The sequence below is a fragment of the Rhizobium herbae genome (genome assembly GCF_017873135.1).
In the GTDB taxonomy this organism is placed as follows: Bacteria; Pseudomonadota; Alphaproteobacteria; order Rhizobiales; family Rhizobiaceae; genus Pararhizobium; species Pararhizobium herbae.
Genome location: NZ_JAGGJV010000012.1, coordinates 183,734 through 206,422, shown reverse-complemented (window position 1 = coordinate 206,422; position 22,689 = coordinate 183,734). Strand labels below are relative to the sequence as shown.

Annotated in this window: 17 protein-coding genes and 1 tRNA gene; 4 read left to right on the top strand and 14 right to left on the bottom strand. The window is 59.8% G+C overall.

Features of this window, described 5'->3' with window-relative positions:
* Positions 1 to 8: 8 nt before the first annotated feature.
* Positions 9 to 1,013, bottom strand: a complete 1,005-nt coding sequence (locus tag J2Z75_RS26995; RefSeq protein ID WP_209856779.1) for an ABC transporter permease subunit — start codon at positions 1,011 to 1,013, stop codon at positions 9 to 11.
* 96 nt (positions 1,014 to 1,109) lie between these two features.
* Positions 1,110 to 2,705: an ABC transporter substrate-binding protein gene (locus tag J2Z75_RS26990; RefSeq protein WP_209856778.1), complete on the bottom strand. Its 1,596-nt coding sequence runs from the start codon at positions 2,703 to 2,705 to the stop codon at positions 1,110 to 1,112.
* Positions 2,706 to 3,032: 327 nt separating this feature from the next.
* Here J2Z75_RS26990 and J2Z75_RS26985 point away from each other — a divergent pair, with 327 nt between their 5' ends.
* Positions 3,033 to 3,908 (top strand): helix-turn-helix transcriptional regulator, encoded by an 876-nt coding sequence (locus tag J2Z75_RS26985; protein ID WP_209856776.1) that lies wholly within the window; start codon positions 3,033 to 3,035, stop codon positions 3,906 to 3,908.
* On the top strand, positions 3,905 to 4,303 hold the full coding sequence (locus J2Z75_RS26980) for a response regulator (RefSeq protein ID WP_209856775.1): 399 nt from the start codon (positions 3,905 to 3,907) through the stop codon (positions 4,301 to 4,303). Before J2Z75_RS26985 ends, J2Z75_RS26980 begins: the two co-directional genes overlap by 4 nt.
* Positions 4,304 to 4,356: 53 nt before the next feature.
* Here the strand turns inward: J2Z75_RS26980 and rirA are convergent, their stop codons facing one another.
* The 4 genes from rirA to J2Z75_RS26960 form a co-directional block, all read right to left on the bottom strand.
* Positions 4,357 to 4,821, bottom strand: a complete 465-nt coding sequence (gene rirA / locus J2Z75_RS26975) for an iron-responsive transcriptional regulator RirA (protein WP_209856773.1) — start codon at positions 4,819 to 4,821, stop codon at positions 4,357 to 4,359.
* Between the two features lie 275 nt (positions 4,822 to 5,096).
* A complete protein-coding gene (locus tag J2Z75_RS26970) occupies positions 5,097 to 6,164 on the bottom strand; it encodes a M48 family metallopeptidase (protein ID WP_209856771.1) in 1,068 nt (355 codons plus the stop codon).
* A complete protein-coding gene (locus tag J2Z75_RS26965) occupies positions 6,154 to 7,245 on the bottom strand; it encodes a YjgN family protein (RefSeq protein ID WP_209856769.1) in 1,092 nt (363 codons plus the stop codon). Before J2Z75_RS26965 ends, J2Z75_RS26970 begins: the two co-directional genes overlap by 11 nt.
* 175 nt (positions 7,246 to 7,420) lie before the next feature.
* A complete protein-coding gene (locus tag J2Z75_RS26960; RefSeq protein ID WP_209856767.1) occupies positions 7,421 to 8,917 on the bottom strand; it encodes a CoA-acylating methylmalonate-semialdehyde dehydrogenase in 1,497 nt (498 codons plus the stop codon).
* A 125-nt stretch (positions 8,918 to 9,042) separates the two neighbouring features.
* On the opposite strand from J2Z75_RS26960, the gene J2Z75_RS26955 reads away from it, so the two are divergent.
* Both J2Z75_RS26955 and J2Z75_RS26950 read left to right on the top strand, forming a co-directional pair.
* Positions 9,043 to 9,360, top strand: coding sequence for a putative quinol monooxygenase (locus J2Z75_RS26955; RefSeq protein ID WP_234937592.1), 318 nt, complete (start codon positions 9,043 to 9,045; stop codon positions 9,358 to 9,360).
* A gap of 10 nt (positions 9,361 to 9,370) precedes the next feature.
* The gene (locus tag J2Z75_RS26950; protein ID WP_209856765.1) at positions 9,371 to 10,252 is read left to right on the top strand and encodes a LysR family transcriptional regulator; all 882 of its coding nucleotides are present in this window, start codon (positions 9,371 to 9,373) and stop codon (positions 10,250 to 10,252) included.
* Positions 10,253 to 10,258: 6 nt separating this feature from the next.
* Here the strand turns inward: J2Z75_RS26950 and bcsN are convergent, their stop codons facing one another.
* The 8 genes from bcsN to J2Z75_RS26910 all read right to left on the bottom strand — a co-directional run bounded on the left by bcsN (position 10,259) and on the right by J2Z75_RS26910 (position 20,632).
* Positions 10,259 to 11,209 carry a cellulose biosynthesis protein BcsN gene (bcsN, locus tag J2Z75_RS26945; RefSeq protein WP_209856763.1) on the bottom strand — a complete coding sequence of 317 codons (951 nt, stop codon included), beginning with the start codon at positions 11,207 to 11,209 and terminating at the stop codon, positions 10,259 to 10,261.
* Positions 11,206 to 13,296, bottom strand: coding sequence for a bacterial transcriptional activator domain-containing protein (locus J2Z75_RS26940; protein WP_209856761.1), 2,091 nt, complete (start codon positions 13,294 to 13,296; stop codon positions 11,206 to 11,208). The genes bcsN and J2Z75_RS26940 overlap by 4 nt, the downstream gene beginning before the upstream one ends.
* 2 nt (positions 13,297 to 13,298) lie before the next feature.
* The gene (locus J2Z75_RS26935) at positions 13,299 to 15,674 is read right to left on the bottom strand and encodes a cellulose biosynthesis cyclic di-GMP-binding regulatory protein BcsB (protein ID WP_209856759.1); all 2,376 of its coding nucleotides are present in this window, start codon (positions 15,672 to 15,674) and stop codon (positions 13,299 to 13,301) included.
* The gene (gene bcsA / locus J2Z75_RS26930; protein ID WP_234937591.1) at positions 15,667 to 17,886 is read right to left on the bottom strand and encodes a UDP-forming cellulose synthase catalytic subunit; all 2,220 of its coding nucleotides are present in this window, start codon (positions 17,884 to 17,886) and stop codon (positions 15,667 to 15,669) included. Before bcsA ends, J2Z75_RS26935 begins: the two co-directional genes overlap by 8 nt.
* A gap of 387 nt (positions 17,887 to 18,273) precedes the next feature.
* Positions 18,274 to 18,642: a response regulator gene (locus J2Z75_RS26925; protein WP_209856755.1), complete on the bottom strand. Its 369-nt coding sequence runs from the start codon at positions 18,640 to 18,642 to the stop codon at positions 18,274 to 18,276.
* A gap of 41 nt (positions 18,643 to 18,683) precedes the next feature.
* Entirely contained in the window at positions 18,684 to 19,736 is a 1,053-nt protein-coding gene (locus J2Z75_RS26920) for a sensor histidine kinase (protein ID WP_209856753.1), read from the bottom strand.
* Positions 19,737 to 19,939: 203 nt separating this feature from the next.
* Positions 19,940 to 20,016: transfer RNA gene (locus J2Z75_RS26915), tRNA-His, on the bottom strand.
* 166 nt (positions 20,017 to 20,182) lie between these two features.
* Complete coding sequence (locus J2Z75_RS26910; protein ID WP_209856751.1) at positions 20,183 to 20,632, bottom strand: phasin; 450 nt, start codon at positions 20,630 to 20,632, stop codon at positions 20,183 to 20,185.
* Positions 20,633 to 22,689: the final 2,057 nt, after the last annotated feature.

Genomic DNA, 22,689 nt, shown 5'->3' with positions numbered 1-22,689 from the left:
AGACCCTCCTAGTGCCGGATACGCGGATTGATGAAGCCGTAGAGCACATCAACGATGAGATTGACGATCATGATCACCGCGGCGATCAGCATCAGTCCGCCCTGGACGACCTGATAGTCGCGTTTGAAGACGGAATCGACCATCCACTTGCCGATGCCCGGCCAGGAAAAGATCGTTTCGGTCAGGATCGCACCGGCCAACAGCACGCCGACCTGCAGGCCGATGGTGGTGATGACCGGGATCAGGGCGTTGCGAAGCGCATGCACGCCGATGACGCGGAACGGCGACAGGCCCTTGGAGCGGGCGGTCCGCACATAGTCTTCGCCAAGCACTTCCAGCATCGCAGAGCGCGTCTGTCGGGCAATGACGGCGAGCGGAATGGTCGCCAGCACGATGGTCGGCAGGATCAGATAGGTGACCGCCGACTTGAAGGCGCCCGCCTGCCCCGAGATCAAACTGTCGATCAACATGAAACCGGTAACCTGCGGGAAGAAATACATCAGCGAGATGCGGCCCGAGACGGGCGTCCAGCCGAGATAGCCGGAGAAGAAGATGACGAGCAGCAGACCCCACCAGAAGATCGGCATGGAATAGCCGACCAGCGCGGTTCCCATCAGCGTCTGGTCGAGCCAGGTGCCGCGCTTGACCGCAGCCAGGACGCCGGCGGGCACACCGAGAGCGACGGCCAGGATGATGGCACAGAGCGACAGCTCGATGGTTGCCGGAAACAGTTGCATGAAATCATCAAGCACGGCCCGTTTGGTAACGATCGAGCTTCCGAAATCGCCGTGCAGCAAGTTCACGAGGTAATCGAAATACTGGATGTAGATCGGCCGGTCGAGGCCGAGATCCGTCATGATCTGGGCATGACGCTCGGGAGACATCACGCGTTCACCCGACATCAGCATGACCGGATCACCGGGCAACAGGCGGATGAACGAGAAGGCGATGATGGAAACCCCGATGAAGGTGGGGATCAGGACGGCCAGCCGTCCGAAAATAAAGCGCAACATGGGCGTTTAGTCCGATTGTAAAACCGGCGGCTCGAGGAATTCGAGCCGCCGGAAACTGCCACCGCGGTTGCGGCGGGCATAGATCATACGGAAGAATTACTCTGCAATATCCACGCCGTTAAAGCGGTGAATGCCGAGCGGATCCATGACGAAGCCGGTCACCTTCTTGTTCATCGGAACGAAGACGAGCGAATGGTCGATGGTGTTCCACGGAGCTTCCTTCTTGAAGATGACCTGGGCCTCCTCATAGAACTTCGTGCGCTCCGCGACGTCGGCGGTTGCCTTGGCCTTGGTCATCAGGTCGTCGAACTCCTTGTTGCACCACTGGGCACGATTGTTGCCGCCGACGGCGTCGCAACCAAGCAGGGTGTCGAGGAAGTTGTCCGGATCGCCATTGTCACCGGTCCAGCCGAGGATGGCCGCGCCGTCGCGGTCCTTGGCGGACGAGAGCTTCAGGTACTCGGCCCATTCGTAGGAAACGATTTCCACCGTAACACCGATGGCGGCCAGATCGGCCTGCATCAGCTCAGCTGCACGGCGAGCGTTCAGCATGTACGGACGAGCGACAGGCATCGCCCAGATCTTCATCTTGAGATCCTTGACGCCAGCGTCTTCAAGCATCTTTTTGGCCGCCGCCGGATCGTACTTGTCGTCTTCGATCTTGTCGTTATAGGACCACATTGTCGGCGGGATCGGGTTCTTGGCGACTGTTGCGGCCCCCTGGAACACGGCGTCGACGATCGCCTGCTTGTTGACGGCCATGTTGAGGGCCTTGCGGACCTCAGCCTTGTCGAACGGAGCAACGAGCGTGTTGTAAGCGAGGTAGGAGACGTTGAGGCCTTCCTGTTCGAGAATCGTCAGGTTCTCGTCCTTCTTCAGCTCGGCAACGTCGGCCGCGTTCGGATACGCCATGATGTGGCATTCGCCGGCCTTCAGCTTCTGCGCGCGGATTGCGGCATCGGTCGTGATGGCGAATACGAGATCGTCGATCTTTTCCTTGCCGGCCCAGTAATCCGGGTTGGCCTTGTAGCGGATCGCAGCGTCCGTCTGGTAAGCGACGAACGTGAACGGACCTGTGCCCAGCGGCTGCTGGTTCAGCAGTTCCATCTTGCCGTCGGCAGCGAGCTTGTCGGCATATTCCTTCGACATGATCGAGGCGAAATCCATGCCGAGGTTGGCGAGGAACGGCGCTTCGGCCTGCTTCAGCTTGAACTTGACAGTGAGGTCATCGACCTTGGTGATCGACTGGATCAGGTCCGGGAAGCCCATGCCTGCGAAATATTCCCAAGACGCGCCGGCAACGTACTTGTTCCAGGGATTGTCTGCCTTGTACTGGCGCTCGAACGAGAAGATCACGTCGTCTGCGTTCAATTCGCGGGTCGGCGTGAAATATTCGGTCGTCTGGAACTTGACGCCCGGACGCAGCTTGAAGGTATATTCAGTGCCGTCAGCCGAAACTTCCCAGCTTTCAGCGAGGCCCGGCTCAAGTTCCGTACCACCATGCTTGAATTCGACGAGACGGTTGTAGACCGTGCGCGACGAAGCGTCGAATGTCTGACCACCTGTATAGAGACCCGGATCAAAACCTTCCGGCGATGCTTCGGAGCAGTAGACCAATGTCTTCGACCATGCCGAACCAGCCATCAATGTGGCGATTGCGGTTGCAGCAAGGAGAGTAGAGAGCTTTTTCATGAGTTTGCTTCCCAGTTTTGTTCTTGTTCTCATATTTTTCTGACGCAGAAGCCGTTGTTTCCGGTCAAGGCCGGATGGAACGACATTTGCTACGGCATTGCAATAAGCATCCGAAAAAAATTGTCCAATTGGAAAATTCCTCCGGATGCGACAGAGGCGGCGCCATACACGACTTTTTCATTCGAAAACGGGCCAAATCGAATCACGGTCGATCGCCATAAAAAGTCAATCCCAAATTGCACGGATAGCGACTGGTTATGCTCCGTGGCATAACCAGATTGCGGGGCGGGGAGGGCTGTCCAGCTTTTATCTGCCAGGCGGGGATAGATGAAAGCGACAATATACAGTCCTTCCCCCCTCCACCACGCTTGCGGCTCGAATCCAGCAGTTCAAAACCGCCCACAACTCCCCTTTCCAGTGCAGATGCCAGTTGCTTATAGTCAATCGCACGTTAAACTGGCGGTCGCGGGATACGTGGGGGACGGCCGCGTCGTGGCAACTCTTCTGAAAAACCACCGGCGATACCATTTTGACAGCGATTTGGAGAAAGCTCTCAATCGGGTCGACTTCTTTCGAATTTTCCATACCATGTCGCTCCGCTATGGTTTCGACCATTTCGGCATCCTGCAACTCGGAAACGAGGGCGATGCCTGCATGTTGACGAACCGGCTGGCCCTGCACGATCTCCCCTCCGGACTGGCAGAGGAATATGACAAACGCCATCGTTTCGGCGATTCCGTCGTATTCAAAAGCCTTCACACATCATCCATTCCTTCCATCTGGAAGGCCGACGACCCTCATCTCGGCCATGGCAGCAATCTGCTCGGCCAACTCGGCTTCGACATGCTGATGTGCGTGCCGGTGACCGGCATCAATGGCGCGCGCTATGCCGTGCTGTTTCTGGGCGACGGTGAGGACATGGACCAGCAGGCGCATTTCGCGCTCTGTTACGACGCCGTTTGCGCCTTCGACTATTTTTACCGGCTGGTCCTGTCCAACAAGGCGGGGCTTGGCCTGACACCGCGAGAGACGGAAATTTTGCGCTGGATCTCGCACGGCAAGACAGCAAGCGAGATCGCGCTGATCGTCTCCGTGTCGGAACACACGGTCAACTCGCATACGGCGACAATCCTGAAGAAGCTCGACGTGGTCAACAGAACCCAGATGGTGGCCAAGGCGATACGGGAGCAGATCATACAATGATGCCGGACCCGCAGCCGATCCACATCCTGCTCGTCGATGACGATCCGGCCGAAAACCTGATCATGCGCGGCGTGATGAAAAAGGTATCGAGCGCGGAGATCCATCTGCACTATTGCGAAACGATTGACGACGCACTCGACTTCATCAAATCCGGAAAACCCGTATCCATGGTACTGATGGACAATCGCCTGCAGCCGCAGGCTGACTTTCGCGAAACCGTTCCAGCCATGCGTCAGCAAGGGTTCATCGGCCCGATCGGGGTGATTTCCTCGTCGCTTGCCGATCCGTATTTTCAGAAATTCGAGGAATACGGCGCCGATTTCCGTATCGACAAGGCCGAGCTCGATCCGACCGCGATCGAATTCATCCTGCGGGAATATGTGACGAAATCATAGCCCAGCAAAAAGCCCGGAAAAACCGGGCTCTTGCTTCAGGACGATGGCTCAGTTCAAGCGGCAGCCGTTTTCGGATGCGTGAGCTGATCGAGGCCAAGCAGGAAATTGATCTGCGGCCGGGCCTTCACCAGATCGTCGATCGAATATTGCTGGAGCACTTCGAAAAAGGCGTTCAGCGCCTTGCGCAACGCCGAGTTCAGGCCGCAGCTATCGACCAGCGGACAATCGATCTCGCCAGCCTCGAAGCATTCCGCCATGGCGAAACTGTCTTCAGTCACCTTGACGATATCGAACAGGCTGATCTCGGCCGCCGGCTTCGGCAGGCGCACGCCGCCGTTGCGGCCCCGCACCGTCTCGACGAGACCGGCCTTGTTGAGTGGCTGCAGGATCTTGAAAAGGAAGAGTTCAGACACTCCATAGGCCTTTGCAATTTCCGGGATGCGGCTGAGATGGCCGTCATTGGCAGCGCAATACATGAGCATGCGGACTGCGTAGTTCGTTTGCTTCGTCAGACGCATCGTTTACTCCAGGCTTCGAAATGTCGGTGCCCCTCGGTTCGGATGAACCTATGAGCCTATAGCGATACTCAAGAATTCGTGGCTATGCGGCGATTCGACCGACAGTCTCACATTCTGCCTCTTCATATAGGACGATTGGTAGTTTGGAACAATTCCAAAAAGCATAAAATCATCTCGATGTGATCATGATCAGCTTCTCGGCGGCTGTCCATCCTTCAAACGGGCAAAAATTGATGTTTAAAATCAAGTTATAGCTGACAGTGAGCGACGCCGGGCTAGTTCGGCGCCTGCTTCTGCCGCAACTCCGCTTCATATTCGCGAATCGCCTTCTTGCGCTCCGGGGTACCAGGATGCGTGGAAAGAATATTTGTCCCGGACGTGTCGCCGAGCTTTTTCTCGATGATCTCGAAGAAGCGCGCAATGGCCGTCGGATCGTATCCGGCCTTTTCCATCAGCTCGACCGAATGGCGGTCGGCAGCAGCTTCCGCCGACCTGGAATAGGAGAGCGACACAAGGCCGCCGCCCTGGACGAGCAGATCCTCGACACTGTCGCCCACATCGCCGGCGATCAGCATGATCAGGCCGGCCATGCCGGCGGCGCGGTAGATCTGCCGCAGGCTGTGCTCCAGTTCGACATGGCCGATCTCGTGTGCCAGCACGCCGATCAGCATCTCGGTGTCGTTGCCGGCGAGTACGACCAGTTCATCCGTAATGATCAGCGTGCCGTCCGGCAACGCAAATGCGTTCGGGCCGATCGCCCCACCTTCGCGGAAATTTAGCGTATAGGCGGAGGCGCCACGATCCGATTTTGCCGCGATGCGGGCAAAACCTTCGGAAATCGTGCGCTTCTTTGCTTCGTCCAGCTTCGTTTCGTCAAGCACGGTACGATCCAGCGTTGCCAGCGTGCTGACGGACATCAGCTTCGGCACGACTGGCGGGGTAACGGCGACGGCAACCTCGACCAGCACCGGGAGCGCGAAACGATAGACCAGACCCGACAGCAGGAAAACCGCTGCGACGAAGACCAGCAGGCGCGGATGAAACCGCTCGAGGCCGTGGACGAACCCGACCCTCTTCCGGCCGTTTGCCAACTGAAGGCCGTCAATCGCATCGTTGTCGGCGGTTTCAAACAGCGAGCCGTCGGGAAACTCGACACGGCGCGGGATCGAGCCGACCCGCGCCGATATATCGAGAGTGGAAAAGACCGCCGATGCGAGCGCCGTGCCATCTTCGGCAATGGCCCCGACCTGCCCGTCCTTTTCGACGAGACGAGCAGCAGCCGAACGGCTGGAATCGCGCGGATGCCAGTCGCCCCGGCAAATCGGCCTTTCGTCAGAAGCCAAAATCGAAGCCCTCGAATTCCATGAACTCCGCGCCGACCGCAGATCCTTCCTGCTCGACCGTTGCGAGGATTTCGCCGACATCTCCGTCGAAACGGACTGCCGTGTGCTCGTTGACATAGCGCGCCATGCGAACCGCCGCCCAAGGGCGCATCAGGCCGAGGGTCAGAACGGTCACGACCACATTCGACACTGCAATCCAGACATAACGGAACCGCGACATGTCGCTCTTGAGGTCATGCTTGCCATCGAAACGGGTCGCCGACCAGGCGATGTTGCGAACGCCGGCACGATAGAACAGGGCAGCAATACCGAAGGACAGCAGCACGGCCAGATAGGCGACGATGCCCAGAATGAACATCGATGCCTGGAATTCGGGTGGCAGCGCATTGGGGTTGTCGATGAGGGCGACGATCAGGGACATATTGGCAAATGCCGCGACTGCGATGACCAGCAAGCCGAGGATGATGATCAATGCCGAGAAGAACCAGGTTTGGTAGATCGGCCCGAGCTTCGGATCCGTTGCAAACGCCCGGCCGCCATAGCGCAGATTGTTGCCGATATAGCGATACATCCAGCGGCTGGCGAGCGGCGCCAGAATGCCGAGCGACAGAACGGCCATCACCGGACCGGCCATGAATGCGACAAAGGCCCCACCCATCTTGCCGACGAAATTGAAGCGGACGTTGCGATAGCTGGTCACCCGGGCACTGAAGCGCAGACCGCGCATGATCAGCCAGGGAAAGAAGAAGAGAACGACGACGGCCAAGGCTATGCCGGCAATCGGAGATGCCGCCAGCAGGATATTGTAGATGACGAAGTAGGCAAAGACGATCAGCCGGCCGATGAAGATCTGCTTGCCCTTGGCATGATATTCGAAGGCGCGGCCGAGCAGTACCGTGTTGCCGTAGAAATAGCGGTTGCGCCGCACCTTCGCCCAGGCCGAGTAGATGCCGAGCGTGACGATCGTCAAAAGGATGTTGACGATCCAGATGCCGAAATATTCCGCAGCGTTTCCGGTAAATGACAGCCGGTGAAAATCCTGCGATGCCGCCGGCAATGGTGCCGTTTCTGTAGTACTCATGGTTGCCCCTCTTCCGTATCATTCGATGCCATTGAAGAACGGCCGAATATCCCCCGATATTCAGCCGCCGAAGAGGAGTCTTAAACGGCCACCACCACAGGTCAACCGCGCTAAGGCGACTACAACAAAAAAGGGCCTCCGCAAGGAGGCCCAATCGGGGAGGATTTCAGAGTGATTACTTCATCGTCGGCATGACGAACTCGGCACCGTCCTTGATGCCGGACGGCCAGCGCGAGGTGATCGTCTTGGTCCTGGTCCAGAACTTGATCGAGTCCGTGCCATGCTGGTTGAGATCGCCGAAGGACGAGGACTTCCAGCCGCCAAACGAGTGATAGGCCAGCGGAACCGGGATCGGCACGTTGACGCCGACCATGCCGATATTAATACGGGACGCGAAGTCGCGGGCGGCGTCGCCGTCGCGGGTGTAGATCGCGACGCCGTTGCCGTATTCATGCTTCATCGGCAGGTCGAGGGCTTCCTCGTAGGTCTTGGCGCGAACGACGGAAAGAACCGGGCCGAAGATTTCCTGCTTGTAGATGTCCATGTCCGGTGTGACGTTGTCGAACAGGCAGCCGCCGACAAAATGGCCGTTTTCATAGCCCTGCAACTTGAAATCGCGGCCGTCGACGACGAGGTTTGCACCTTCTTCGACACCCTTGTTGATCAGGCCGAGAATACGCTCCTTGGCTTCCCTGGTAACGACCGGGCCCATGTCGGCCTTCTCGTCGGTGTAGGGACCGATGCGCAAGGATTCGACCATCGGGGTCAGCTTTCCGATCAGGCGATCGGCGGTGTCCTTGCCGACCGGAACGGCAACCGAGATCGCCATGCAGCGCTCGCCGGCCGAACCGTAGCCGGCTCCCATCAGGGCGTTGGCGGCCTGATCGAGATCGGCATCCGGCATGATGATCATGTGGTTCTTGGCGCCGCCGAAGCACTGGGCGCGCTTGCCGTTCATCGCAGCCGTGCCGTAGACGTAACGGGCAATCGGCGTCGAGCCGACGAAGGAGACGGCGGAGATATCGGGGTGGGTCAGGATCGCATCGACCGCGCCCTTGTCGCCATTGACGACGTTGAGGATGCCGGCCGGAAGACCCGCTTCGATCATCAGTTCGGCCAGGCGGATCGGAACGGACGGATCGCGCTCGGAAGGCTTCAGGATGAAGGCGTTGCCGCAGGCGATTGCCGGGGCGAACATCCACATCGGGATCATGGCCGGAAAATTGAACGGGGTGATGCCGGCACCGATGCCGACGGCCTGGCGAATGGAATACATGTCGATGTTCGGGCCGGCGCCTTCGGTGAATTCGCTCTTGGAAAGATGCGGAATGCCGATGACGAATTCGCAGACTTCGAGGCCACGAATGACGTCGCCCTTGGCATCGTCGATGGTCTTGCCATGCTCGCGCGACAACATCTCGGCCAGTTCATCCATGTTGTCGTTGAGGAGCTGGACGAACTTCATGAAGACACGGGCGCGGCGCTGCGGGTTGGTCGCAGCCCATTTCGGCTGAGCAGCCTTGGCGTTGGCAACGGCGGCGGCCATTTCCGCGTCGCTGGCCAGCGCCACGGTTGCCTGAACTTCGCCGGTTGCAGGATTGAAGACGTTGGCCGTGCGGCCGCTGATGCCGGCAACACGCTGGCCGCCAATGAAATGACCGATCTCGTACATGGTGATCCTCCTGATCTTGATTATGGCGGGAGTGTCGCACTACAATATGCACAAATCAACGCGCGATATTCAGCAACCGTTGTGCGTATATTGATGTCGATAAGGAAATCGGGGAGGTCCTGCAGATGAAAGCCGACGCCGAAAGAATGGTCAGGATGGCAGAGCTGGAAATCGATCCGGCCCGGATTGAGGACTATATCGCGTTGCTGAGAGAGGAGATCGAAGCCTCGGTCGCAAAGGAACCCGGTGTCCTCATGCTTCATGCCGTCACGGTCAAAGGCACGCCGGAGAAAGTTCGTATCCTTGAAGTTTATGCCAGCCGGGAGGATTACGAAGCCCATATCCGGACACCGCACTTCCTCAAATACAAAACGCTGACTGCCGACATGGTGAAGTCGCTCAACCTTATTGACGTGGACCCAATCGTCCTGTGCGCCAAGTGAGGAATGCGGCATGAACTGGGATGATGTCCGCATGTTTCTGGCGGTCGCCCGCGGCGGCCAGATCCTGTCAGCCTCCAAGCGGCTGGGCGTCAATCATGCGACGCTCAGCCGGCGTGTCACGGCGCTGGAGGAATCGCTGAAGACGCGGCTGCTGATCCGCCGCACCAATGGTTGCGACCTGACGGCGGAAGGCGAGATCTTCCTGCATGCCGCCGAGCGGATGGAAACCGAGATGCTGGCGGCGCAGTCGCAGATCGGCCGGATCGATACCGCCGTCGCCGGCACGGTGCGCGTCGGGGCGCCCGATGGTTTCGGGGTGTCGTTCCTCGCCCCGCGGCTTGGCAAGCTGACTGCCCGCTTTCCGGAACTGCGCATCCAGCTGGTGCCGGTTCCGCGCTCGTTTTCACTGTCGCAGCGCGAGGCCGACATCGCCATCACGCTGGAGCGACCGGAACAAGGGCGGCTGATCTCATCGAAGCTGACGGACTACACGCTGGGACTTTATGCATCGCAGGATTATCTGGCTTCCTACGGCGCTCCTGAAACGATCGAGGATCTGAAAACCCATCGCCGCATCGGCTATGTCGAAGACCTGATCTTTACCGCCTCGCTCAATTTCACCGGAGAGATCATGCGCAGCTGGGACGCCTCCTTCGAAATCTCCAGCGCCACCGGCCAGACCGAGGCTGTCCGCTCCAGCGCCGGGATCGGCATCCTGCACAACTATATCGCCCGGCAATATCCCGAACTGACCCGCATCCTGCCGGAGACAACCATCCGGCGGGGCTACTGGACCACCTATCACGAGAGCGCCCGCGATCTCGTCCGCGTCCGCACCGTTGTCGATTTCCTTCAGGAACTGGTCACCGAGGAACACCACATCTTCATTTGAGGATGCTTACTGCGTGGCGGAGGCAACGGCTGCCGGAGCCAGAATGATCGCCGGTTTGAAGATCGCCTTGCTGGAAGCATTCTGCCCGGCGACGGCGGGAACCGTATCGGTGGCGGCAAGAACGGCTGTCTCCCCCGGCATCGGCACCTTGACCGCGTTGGCGACTGTTTTCTCCTCGGTCTTCGCCGTTTCAGACGAAACGTCCGCGATGACAACATGTTTCGGCATCCGGCGCACCGGAGCCACGACGGCGACATCCGTCACAGAGGGTTGCGCCACCTGTTCCGCGATCGGTTGTGTCATATACAGCGGTGCGGCGGACACTTTCCCCGAACCCGCTGCAAAGCGCAGCGTCTGGAACGTCTGCGACGAAACCGGCTTGATCCGCAGCCCCTGCATCAGGACGGCGATACGGTCCTGCGACATGGACGGATTGCAATAGCGAAGCCGGATCTGGGCCGCATAGCCGGAGCCCACACCGCCAATCGGCGTGATGTTTCCGGCAAGCTGCCAGGCATAGATGCAGCTGCCCCCTTTGCCTAAAGCGCCTGTCGCGTACCCGAAGACGCCATAGGCGTTGTCGCCGATCACCGGGCTGACGCGCATGCGCACGCCGGAAAGGGCACCCCGCATTTCCGCCTCGATCTCCGATTGCGACGGCGCGTGCCTGGAGCTCTTACTCCCCTTGCCGACAGTCACCGTCAGCGCATTCTCGCCGGCAAGGTCGGTGGCATTGGCATAGAGGATCGTCTGTTCGGCATCGTTTTCACGCACCGTCTGGCGCACGGACGCGGCCTCGATGCCGGGCACGATCGCCAGGGCATAGTCCGCGGAAACGGCGGTCGCCAGAGACGGGCCGTCTGCTTTCAGAGCCCCGGTCCGCAGGAAAGGATCATCAACCGTCGTGCAGGCGGCAAGCGGCATCATCATCGCAAGGGCAAGGAAAATCCTGTTCATCGGCGGGTATCCCACTGGCTCGTCACCATCAGCCCGCGACGAACGCCGGCATCGGAAAGATGGTCGTTCAGGCGCTGGAACACCTGCTTGGCCATCACCTTGTTGCCAAGGTGGTAATAGGCCCAGCCGCGAAGCTGGCTGAGGTCGGTCGGCTCCGCCACCAGGCTGGCCCGGGCGTTCAGGGCATCCAATGCATTCTGGTATTGTTTCTGATCGAACGACGCGCGTGCGCGCTGGACGTAGATTTCCGCACGAATTTCCCGGTCGCGCTCGGCATTGAGCGGATAGGCGGCCAGAATGGCTTCGGCATCATCGGTCAGGCGACCGCGCAGCAACGTCAATGCCGTGCCGTAGGCGGCGTCGGAGCGTATCTGTCCGCTGGCATTCAACCCTTGCGCAAAGGACGCCCGCGCTTCTGACAAACGGCTCAAGCCCAAATAGCACCAGCCGCCGATCTGTGCGGCATCGGGAGACAGCTGTCCCCTCGCCTGGAGATCGCTCAGGTCGTTGATGCAGGCGCTGTAGCGCTTGGCCTGAAAGTTGCGGAAATAATTGGCCTGGATCGCGCCACGGGGCTTGATGACGGCGGCTGCCTTCTCGCCCTTCGGCGGAGCAGCCGCCTTGATCTCGCTCCAGATATCCGGATAGGCCACGCCGTATTTCTCCTGCAACCCGGCAAATTCCTGCTTCTGCGACAGGCGCAGGTATGAAAGTGCCAGACCCTTGACGCGGGCCGGCGCCACCTTCCAGTCGACCGCCTTCTGGAACCAGGCGGAAGCGGCCTCGTATTGCTTGGAATTATAGGCGTACCAGGCCAAAATCTCGGCATGATCGGCATTCAGCGTCTGCAGGATCGTCGTCGAGTAGGACGCAACGATCTTCTCGTCGATCACGGCCATGTCCGGCTTGGCGAAGCGAAGCGACAGCGCGTTCATCAGGAATTCGGGATCGTCTGACAGGTCCTGCAGATGGGTGGCAGCCACCTGATAGGCTTCCTCCTCGAGGTTCTGCGCGGCGAGGCTGAGATAGAGCCCCTTGGCATTCGAGCCGTCCGCCTGCAGCGCCAGAGCCTTGCCGAACCACAACGCGCTGACGGCAGGCTGCTTGACCTTCAGATAATACCAGCCGAGCAACGCCAGATCCTCGGCCTTCGGCGGCACTTCGGCCTTGAGTGGCACCAATTGATCTTCGGACAGGGGAGCCGTCTGTTTTTCATCGGCATTGAAATCGGCGACCGTCTTGCGCAGGAGATCGAATGCGACGGGTTGCAAGCCTGCCTGCATCGCCGGCGTCACGGCCAGTTTCTGCATGACTGCCTGGACCTCAGCTGCCGGAAAGTCGCGGATAGCCTTTTGCAGCGTCGTCACCAGCACCGCATCAGGCAGGCGTTTATCGCCTTCGCGCAGCAGAATACCGCGATAGACGTCCGCCAGAGGCTGCTTTATGCCGGTCTGCGAATAGGCGTCGATCAGCGTCCAGAGCAGATCCATCTCCGTTTCGGTTGCCGGATCGAGGCTGCCGGAGGCCTGGATCACATCCGTCCAGTTCTTGTTCTTTGCCGCCTCGGTCATCAGCACGCGCTGCTTCTTGCGGGCGAGCTTGTCGGTGAAATCGGCGGTCGGTGCCCAATCCGGCGTCTCGGTCTTGCGGCGGATGATCTCGGCGTCGATGCCGGTGAAATCGCTCTTGTCGTAGAGCTGCCAGAGTGCGGTCTCGTCAGCGCCGCGTGCCGATTGCGGCAGGAACAGATCCTGCGGCATTTCGAACTGCGGAAACTTGAGCCTCAGCCGCGCGGCCTCGGCCGCGACGCGGTCATCCTGCTTCTGTTCGGCATAGTAGTAGAGTGCGGCCAGTTCGACCTCACCGGGCTCGTTGCCGGCCTTCGGCGACGCCTTCGCCGCCTGATCGGCGCCTGCGGCTGCCGAGGTTTCTCCCGTTCCTGTGACGGCAGCCGTCATCGCCTCGTCCACGAGCCGGAAGGACCCTGCCGCCTGGGTCAGGAGAGCGGCGGAATCCTGTGAAAAGCTCAATCCCGGCAAAAGCAGGCTCGATGCGGCCAGCAGCACGACCCAGTGTCTTTTCATCACGATCATTGATCCGACCTCACACCCTTGCGCGGAATGGCAAACCCGAGCCACACGGCGAAAACACCCATCGACGCAACGATAAGCAGAACGTAGAACTGGAAATTGTCGGAGAACCAGGCGGCGGCCAGACGCCGGATGTTGCCGACACTCTGATCCGTCATACCAGCCACGAAACGCGGGCCGGACGGCATGGTATTCACCGCAAGACTCGCGGTTTCGATTTCGGCCGAACCACCATTCAGCCCCGCCCAGACCGCAGGCTCGGCAAGCCGGCGAACGCCGAGAGCGATATCGGCCGGCGATCCTGCATGTACCACCGTCCAGACGGCATCGCCGGAGGGCGATGGAGCCTGCGTCAGCGTCAGAAGAGACCGCCCTTCCTTCAGCGTTGCCACCGTGTCCGCCCCATCCTGATAGTTCAACCATTTGCCGAAGCGCGCGCCGGCGGCCGCAAACCAGCTCTGCAGCTTCGACGTCACCGACAGACCGCCTTCCGGACGCGTGGTCGATTTGCGAAAGGCATCCAGCAGCGCACTGGAATCGTCGCCGCCGTTTTCCGTGACGCCTGCCGCGAAAACAGTGTCGCCGATGGCGGCCGTTTTCATCGGATCGGCGTCCGTGATCGGCGCAGCCATCGCATTCGACTGGAACACATCAAGGGGAAAACCGCCCTTGCCTGTTTTTCCAAGATCGGCAAAGGCGTTCTGGGTGGTGATGACCAGCGCGTTGCGGTCGCCCGAGGCACTGGCGGCGCCCAGGTGGATATCGGCGCCGAGCGGATTGCGGGCGGCCAGCGCCAGGCGGGAGAGCATGGTCAGGGCTGCGCCGGCAGACTGCGCGTCCGGGCGCTCGATGAAGATGTCGAACGGTTTTCCATCGGCATAGGGATAGGCGGTGCCGGCAAAGGCGCCGATATCCGGCAGACGGCCGATGCGGGCAAGCGCCGGGATCTCGATCGCCGTATCCTTCAGAAGTATGAAACGCGGCCGGGCGTCGTCGCGGGCCTCGGGCGCACAGGCCTCGTCGGCTTCGACCGGCAGCTCGGCCAGAAGCTCGACCTTGTTGTTGCCCGGACGAAACGCGCGCAGCGGCAGCTCTATCAGCTTGCCGTCGAACTGTTCACCCTCGGCGTTGCGGAAGGGGTAGCTGGTGACGACGAGATCGTTGACCCGAACCAGGAACTGCGCCGTGCGCTTCAGGCCCGGCGATGTGGCCGCATGCAGCTTCAGGCCGATCGTCGCATAATCGGCGGGATAGAAGTCGGCAGGCATCACCATGTTGAAGCCGGTGCGCGATAGGCGGCCGGAAAAGACGCGGGTGTCGTAGCCGGTATCAGCCAAGGTATAGCGGCTCGACGCATCGGCAAGGATCGTTCCGGACCGGCTCGAAAAGATGCCGCTATCAAGGCTATCCTTTAGCGGACCGCGAATGGCCTCCAGCAGCTGGCCGCTCATCTCGGCGCGCGTGGCACCACGCAGGCTGACCAAGGCACGGCCGACCTCGCCTGAATTCCGAACGGAGAAGCCATAGGGCATGATCGGGGCGCCGACACCCTGCGCCTGTGCCCGGGTCTTGTCGGTCGAGACATAGAGATCGATACCCGGTCCCGTGCCAGGCTTTTCGCCAACGGTCACGGCCAGATCGTCGCGATTGAGAAACAATGCCAGGGTCTGGAGAACCGGAGCTGCGTCATTCAGCATTTCGGCCGTCACCGTCCGCGGCAGGACCAGCCGGATATCGGTGACATCAGCGTCGGTACGGGCAACCGTCAGCAGATCGTCGAAAGAGCGGAAGCCGTTGCTCCTGGCAGCCATGAAGCCGCTGGCGGCGGGATCGATCTCGCTCCAGAGTTCATAGGTTGCCGCCAGCGAACAATCGACCCGATGGAACTGTCGCGCCCTGAGCAGCACCTGATTGCGCCCCGGCTTCAGGAAATCGGCGCTAATCTTCAGCGCTTCCGTCTTGAAGCCGTTCGGCGAGGCGATCGCGAACGTACCGGCAGCCTTGCCGTTGACCTCGACATCCATCACGGAGCTATCCGGCAAGACCGAGACGGCGTTGCGATAGGCAAGTGCCAGCTGACCGCCCGATGCGACCTGATCGGGAGCGAGGTTGAAGCTCAGCCGTGCCACATCGTCCTCGCCGGACAGGCGATAGGCCGGCAGCGCCTGTTCGAACGGCACCAGACCGGTTGCCCTAGCAGCGACCGCTTCTTCGGGAGCCGTGCGCGTCGAGAGAATGCTCTCGCTTTCGCCGGACACGACCCGGGTGACGGGCGGTGCGGCTTCCAACAGGCTCTGGGCGGAAAGAGGCAGCGTCTGTGCCACGATGAGGGCAAGCGTCAGACTGGCGGCCCGAGTGCGAAAAGGCTTAGCCATAGAGCTGCTCTCCCTTGAGAACCAGGCCGGGCTCCGCCGTTTTGACGGGCAGAGGCACCTGGACGATCTTGTTGTCGTTAAGAACCATCGGTGCATCCTCGAAGGACTGGACGACCGTTTCGCGGATCAGGCCGGCGCTGTATCGGATGGCGCGCAGCGATTCCGTCAGGCTCCAGAGTGCGAACCGGCTGGTGCCCCAGAAGAAGTTCTTGCGTATCTGACGGCGAACCAGACGGTCCTGCAGCACGGACTGGTCGGAATACATCAGCTCGGCGATCGCCATTACCGTTTCCGGCGTACGCTCGGAATAGGCAAAGCCGCAGATGGCCGTCTTGTCGATCACCCGGCGGGAGCGATAGACGACATTGAAATTCACCGTCTGGCCGCCGCGGCGCACCTCAACCTTGGCAATCGTCGGATTGACGAGATCCAGCTTCGGTTCCTTGTCGACAAACTCGATCGACACGCCGCCACTCGATGCATCCTGCACGATGACGTGGTGGATGATGTCGTCGATATGCATCAGCGCATGGCGCTTGACCGGCAGGCGCTGGTTGCGGCGCAATTCGCGGCGTTCGGCAATCGCGCCAAGAGCGGCACCGGCAAGGCCGAGATTGATCAGGTTCCACATGGCGACGATCAGCAGCAACTCGCTGGCGACCGGTTCTGTGAGGACGCGGTAACCCGAATAAAGGGCGGCGGCGAGCAGCAGGAAGAAGATGGCGAAGTACGGCTTTGCCAGCGGCGACAGCTTGCTCCTGTCCAGCGTCTGGCCCTTGGCCGTCACATTGAAGGTCGGTTTGCGCGGATTGCGCACGACGCTGATGATGCTGCCGAACAGGAAGACGGCCTGTACATATTCATAAAGCTCGGAAATCCACGGCCAGCGGACGCGGCCATAGAGATAGCTCTGCATGGCGAACGAGCTGATCAGGTAGGTGACGGCGTAGGAGGCGAATTCGAGGATGTTGGCCTTGTAGATCTCCAGCGAGAAGAAGATGTAGAGCAGCGGCGAGAACATGAAGGCCAGCCGCGACAGCGGAAACAGCCAGAACATGTTGATGCCGGCATAGCAGATGCGCTGCGGGATCGAGAGGCCCTTGGCCAGGAACGGCCGCTTCAGGATCAGGATTTGCAGCATGCCCTGGCACCAGCGGGCGCGCTGGCCGATGAAGGAGACGAAGGTTTCCGGCTGCAAACCTGCGATCAGCGGTTTGTCGACATAGACCGAATGCCAGCCCTGGCAATGCAGCGACAGCGCCGTTTCGCAATCCTCGGTGATCGACTGGCCGGAGAATCCATCCGTGGTCATCAGCGCCGAGCGGCGCAGAACGGCAGCCGAACCGCAGAAGAACGACGCATTCCACTTGTCGAGCCCGCGCTGCAGGATCGAATAGAACATCTCGTTTTCCGACGGCATGCGCGCAAAGGTCTGGAGGTTCTTTTCGAGCGGATCGGGATTGAGGAAGTAATGCGGGGTCTGGACGAGGAAGAGCTTGGCATCGTCCTTGAAGAAGCCGACCGTCTCGCGCAGAAAATCGCGTACCGGTGCATGGTCGGCGTCGAAAACCACGACCAGCTCGCCCCTGGAGATCTTCAAGCCTTCGTTGAGGTTGCCGGCTTTGGCGTGATCGTTCTGCTTGCGGGCATGGTAATGCACGTCCATGGCGGCGCAGAGCGCCTTCAGCTGCTCGTGACGGCGGATGGCGGCAACCGCGATATGCGGGTTCTTGTGGTTGCGCTTGGCATCCGTGCCTCCGTCGTCGAGCAGATAGATGTTGAGCTTGTCCTTCGGATAGGCCATCGACTTGGCAGCAGCGAGCGTCACGGCCAGCAGTTCGGCATCTTCATTGTAGCTCGGGATGAAGACATCGACCGTCGGCAGGTCGGCGGCACCGCCCATGTCCGGGGTCTTCCGCTTGATCGGATCGATGACCATGAAGAAGCTGATCGCCAGCATCGCCAGGCAATACATTTCCGCGAGATAGAGCAGGAAACCGGGAATGAAGTTCAGCGGCTCGGTGATATCTGGCAGCGTCTCGGTCGTGCGCCAGAAACCATAGCGGAGCGCGATGATGCCGGCAAAGACGAGCGTGATGACGCGGAAGGCGCTGTTGTCGGGCCGCGTCATGCCAATGAACATGATGCCGAGGACAGCGAAGGAGAGCATGAGCTGCGCCTGAAGGCTCATCGGCAGCAGAATAAGAGTCAAGCCGAGAGCCCCGGCCGGAATCGCCAGATATTTTCCGCACGTCATGTGCCACCAACCCCATTGTCATGTTCAGCGGCGCATCATGCGGGCCGGTCCTACATCGAACAGCCGGAACCTAAGCGGTGAAGGGTCAACAGAATCCTAATATGCGGCGGGTGACCGGAAAGGACACAGGATTAGGTAAACGCAAGGTTTACGGATGGATCCAAGATTTGAGGGGGCACAACGTCCGCTTGCAACGCACGAATCTGAAACACGATTTCGGAGATGAGGACAGCAAAGACGGCACGGTTGGCGTGGATCGACCCTTAACCGTGCAATTGTTATTTCGAGCTGTTAATTCGAGGTGGAATGCCAATTTTAGTGGAAAATGTTCGGATTTTCCTTTCAGTTCAAAGTCATCTCGCGAATGGAACGGATGACCACATTCGGATCGTATGGCTTCGTCATAAATCGAGCTTCAACCGGCAGGGCATCGACATCTATTCTGCGGTGTCCGGATGTCACGATGATCTTTATCGGCGGCCACCTGTCACGAACCGATGCCGCAAGCTTCAAGCCGTCGACGCCACCGGGCATGTCGATGTCGGTGAACATTACCTCGATCCTGCTGTTGGCAATGAGAATATCGATCGCCTGCGCCGCATTCGACGCCTCAAGCACCTCGAATCCCGCATCCTCCAGTTCCTCGACGATACTCATTCTGATGACAGCCTCATCTTCGACGACAAGAACCGCGATACGTGGATTGTCCATGACGTGCTCAGTCTCGTTTGGCCTGCGGCCCTTGCCGGAGGTCACGCAGCTTGTGGCGCGTCGGTTATGACGACGTCATCCCGGTGTATAATTGAAACCCTGGTTCCGGGCATAGCATCTGCCACGGTGATCTCGGCCCCCAATTGATTGCTGAGCGCCTCGACAATACCTGTACCCAGGCCGGGTTTTGCGTCATCCGCTTTCGCCGGCATCCCTATGCCATCATCGCCCACCTGAAGGGTCCAGTCTTTTCCTTTGGCGTGATAGTCGACGGTGATTTTGCCCTTGCGCTGGTTCGGGAACGCGTGCTTGAGCGCATTGATTACAAGCTCGGTGACGACGAGACCAAGGCTTACGGAGATGTTTGCGTCGGTAACGGTTTTGTCCACGTTGACGTCGATCGAGAGTTGCTCTGGATCGTGGATCATGGATGCCCCAAGGCTTCTGCAGAGCTGTTCGAAATAGCTGCGTAGCTCGACCTCTCCGACACTGGATGCCGCGAGCTGCTGCTGGACCGCGGCGATTGACATCACCCGGCTGTGTGCGGATGTCAAATGCGTGCGGGTCTCTTCGGATTGAACCTTCCGGGCGCTCTGCAAAAGAATGCTCGCGATGATCTGCAAGCTGTTGGCCACCCGATGCTGAACCTCCTTGAGGAGGATCGCCTTGTCCCGCAGCAGGTCGTCCTTTACCTTCTCGGCTACTCGCGCGTCCGTGACGTCGGCCACCGTCAAAAGCAGCCGGACCGACGCGTCCGCGTGGTCAAGCTTCTGAGCGCTGAGAACCAGACGCCGAGTATTTTGGGCGGGGCGCTTCAGATCCATCTCGTAACCATGCACATCCGCGATCCCGGCCGCCGTTGCCTCCAGCAAGACCGATAACTGCGCTACGTTCCATTCGCCCGCGCCGAGTTGCGAAAACTTTTTTGCCGCGGCCGTCTTGGGGTCGATCAGAAATGCCTGGTAGAACGAGGTACTGGCCGCGATCACGCAAAGATTGCCGTCGAGAAGCACGATCGGCGCGCTGGAGGATGCAATGACCGCAAGGGCGAGACTGAGCGAGGCTTCGGGATGAAGAGGCGTGACGGCTGTCATGGATGTGTCCTTTCGGCCAGAGGCTCGCGTTGCGAAAGCCATCCCCGGCATGGACCTGGATCAATTCGGAAAAACCGATCCTCAAAGACACTAACACGTATATTGCGGCACAGTTCCATCATTCGCAAAAAACTGAGAAAGAACCAGCCGCGCCCGGTAAAAGACGAAACAAAAATTAATCAAATACTTAATTGTGGAAGAAATGGTACGGTTGGGGGGTCTCGAACCTCCGACCTCAGGTGCCACAAACCTGCGCTCTAACCAACTGAGCTACAACCGCACAAAACAAAGCGGACCAGACAAGGTCGTGTCCCGCTTTCCGGGTCAAATACGGGCAGTCCGTATTTTTTGCAAGCCATAACTTGCCACTTGATGTGAAAAAACCGGGTGACATGCCACCCGGTTCCTTTGATGATGCCCTGCCGGCAAAGCTGGCGCGGCGACAATCAGCCCTTCTTGAAGCCGGCAAATGCCTTTTCGGCGGCATCCTTGCCAGGCTTGGCAACCGTCTCGGCAATCTTCTTGGTTGCTTCCTGCATCGACTTTGCCTGCTCCATGGCAAGCTCGGCCTGCTTGCGGATGAAGGCCGTCTGCAGTTCGAAGAGTTCCGAAACGGACTTGACGCCCATCAGCGCTTCCATGTGCGAGAGCGAATTCTCGGCATTGGTGCGCAGCGCTTCGATGGCCTTGAGGCCGAGAGCGACGGAACCGGACTGTGCGCTTTCCAGCGTCGCCTCGACGGTCTTCGTCGCGTCTTCGGCGGCGGTCTTCATCTTGGAATAGGCGTCCTTGGACTGGGCAGCACCCTTTTCCGCGAAATCGCGGAAGGTTTCGGTGACCTTTGCCGGGTCGAACGATGTAAGCGAAAAGACGTCGTCGATTTTCTTGGTAGCCATGATCTGCGCTCCTTGGTTTGGGCCCTCTCATGAGGCACCCGTTGTGTGATGATGTCTATATAGGCGATTTCATTGTGCATTGCAATATATTTGTGCACTGCACCATCCCTTAAATTCACCCGCATTAACCTTTCGCCGCGAAAGGCTTGTGGGCCATGGTCTGTTCGCTGGACCCTTGGCGCGGCGGCGTCTATTAATAGACTGTTAACAATCCCGTCCGTGTGACGGTTGCGCAAACCAGGTCAGCCGATGCCCGCAAGATCGTATCCCTTTATCGACATCGCCGTTCACGAGCGGGTGCGGGAGCATTTTGCCAAGGGGGACGCCGCCGTCCTGTTTTCACCGGACATGAACCAGGTGCTCTGGTCGAATGGCGAAGGCGCCTTCCTGTTCGGCCAGCCATCGATCTACGATTTCATCGACAGCGGCGCCAACCGCGGCGAAGCATCCTATCGCCAGATGGAAGCTGCCGCCAGGCAGCTGAAACACAGCGGAGACAAGCGAACGTTCCTGATGCGTATCTCCGCCGGCTTCCAGCGCGCTTCGGTCGGCGCATCGGTCGAGATGATCACCGTGCGGCCGGGCGAAACGGCCATCCTCTTTGCAGCCCCGCGTACCGGCAAGCCGCTTGGCCTCGAAGATCGCGCAGCACGGATGATCTCCGGCTTCGACGATCCCGATACGCATATGGCCGTGCTCGACGGCGACGGCGGCATCCTGGCCGCCTCCCCCGGGTTCCAGGCCCTCTCCATGACACCACAGACCTGCCGCTCGCTGGTGGCTGCCGTTGCCCGCGACAGCGACTGGCTGCTCAAGCGACCGATCCCGACCGGCAAGGGCCACCTGCCCGCCGCGATCGGCAAGCTGTCGGAACGTCCTGCCCTGCATCTGCTGTTCGCGGTCGAGACCATTCTCGGCAACCTCGATCCGGGAGCCGATTTCCGCGAAATCGAAGAAGCAAGCACCGCGGCGACCGCAGACGAGCCCGTCATATCCAACAAGGCCGCACCGCTTCTTGCGCCGGCGACCGTGCCGGACGACGTCATCGACGAAATCGAACAGATCGAGGAAATCGCTCCGGAAAGCGAAGGCTTCATCGATTCGCTGGACGAAACCGACGGTGCGGATGCCGATGAGGCATCGACCAGCACCTTAACGGGAGAACCCGAGGATGACCTTGCGGCATTCAATGCAGCAGACGCGGTGATCAACGACAACGCTAGGTCTGTTTCAGATGAGGAAACAGAGCTGCCTTCCGTTGACGACAGCGCCGTGCTTGACGAAACCTACTCCGAAGCAGCTGAGCCGCAGCCAAGCTTGTCACCTGACGAACCCCCGGAACAAATCGCACCGGACGACGACGCTGCCGTCGAGGCCAGAAACGCTGACGAAAATACGGATCGGCCGGTGACAGACGAAACGGCCGCTGATTTTCCGATCGAGACTGTGGCAAGCGAACCGCTTCTGGATGAGCCGATTGAACCTTCCGAAACGCCGGAAGCGCCTGCTGAAGAAAGTACCGCGCCAGACGAAACTCCTTTGACCGAGCCGGACCGTGTTGCGGATAGTGCCGGCGCCGCCACGGATGCGACCACCGCGGAGAGCGACCTTGCCGGTCCGGTCGATGTCACGTCGGAGGACATGCCTGACGAAGAGAACACCACGGAAGAAGCTGCGCAGGGTTTCGTCTTCAACCCCAACAGCCGGGCTGTCCGTTTCGTCTGGAAGATCGATGCGGACGGGCGCTTCAGCGAGATTTCCGAGGAATTCGCAACCGCCGTCGGCCCGAATTCCGCCGATATCGCCGGGCGGAGCTTCACCGAACTGGCGGACCGCTACCATCTCGACCCCGGCAATACGATCGGCGAACTGCTGAAGCGTCGCGATACCTGGTCGGGCAAGACCATCTACTGGCCGGTCGAGGGCACCGGCCTGCAGGTTCCTGTCGATCTGGCGGCGCTTCCGACCTATTCACGCAACCGGGAATTTGACGGCTTCCGTGGCTTCGGCATCGTGCGTGTGGCCGATACGGTCGATGACGAACAGGCCATGGGCCT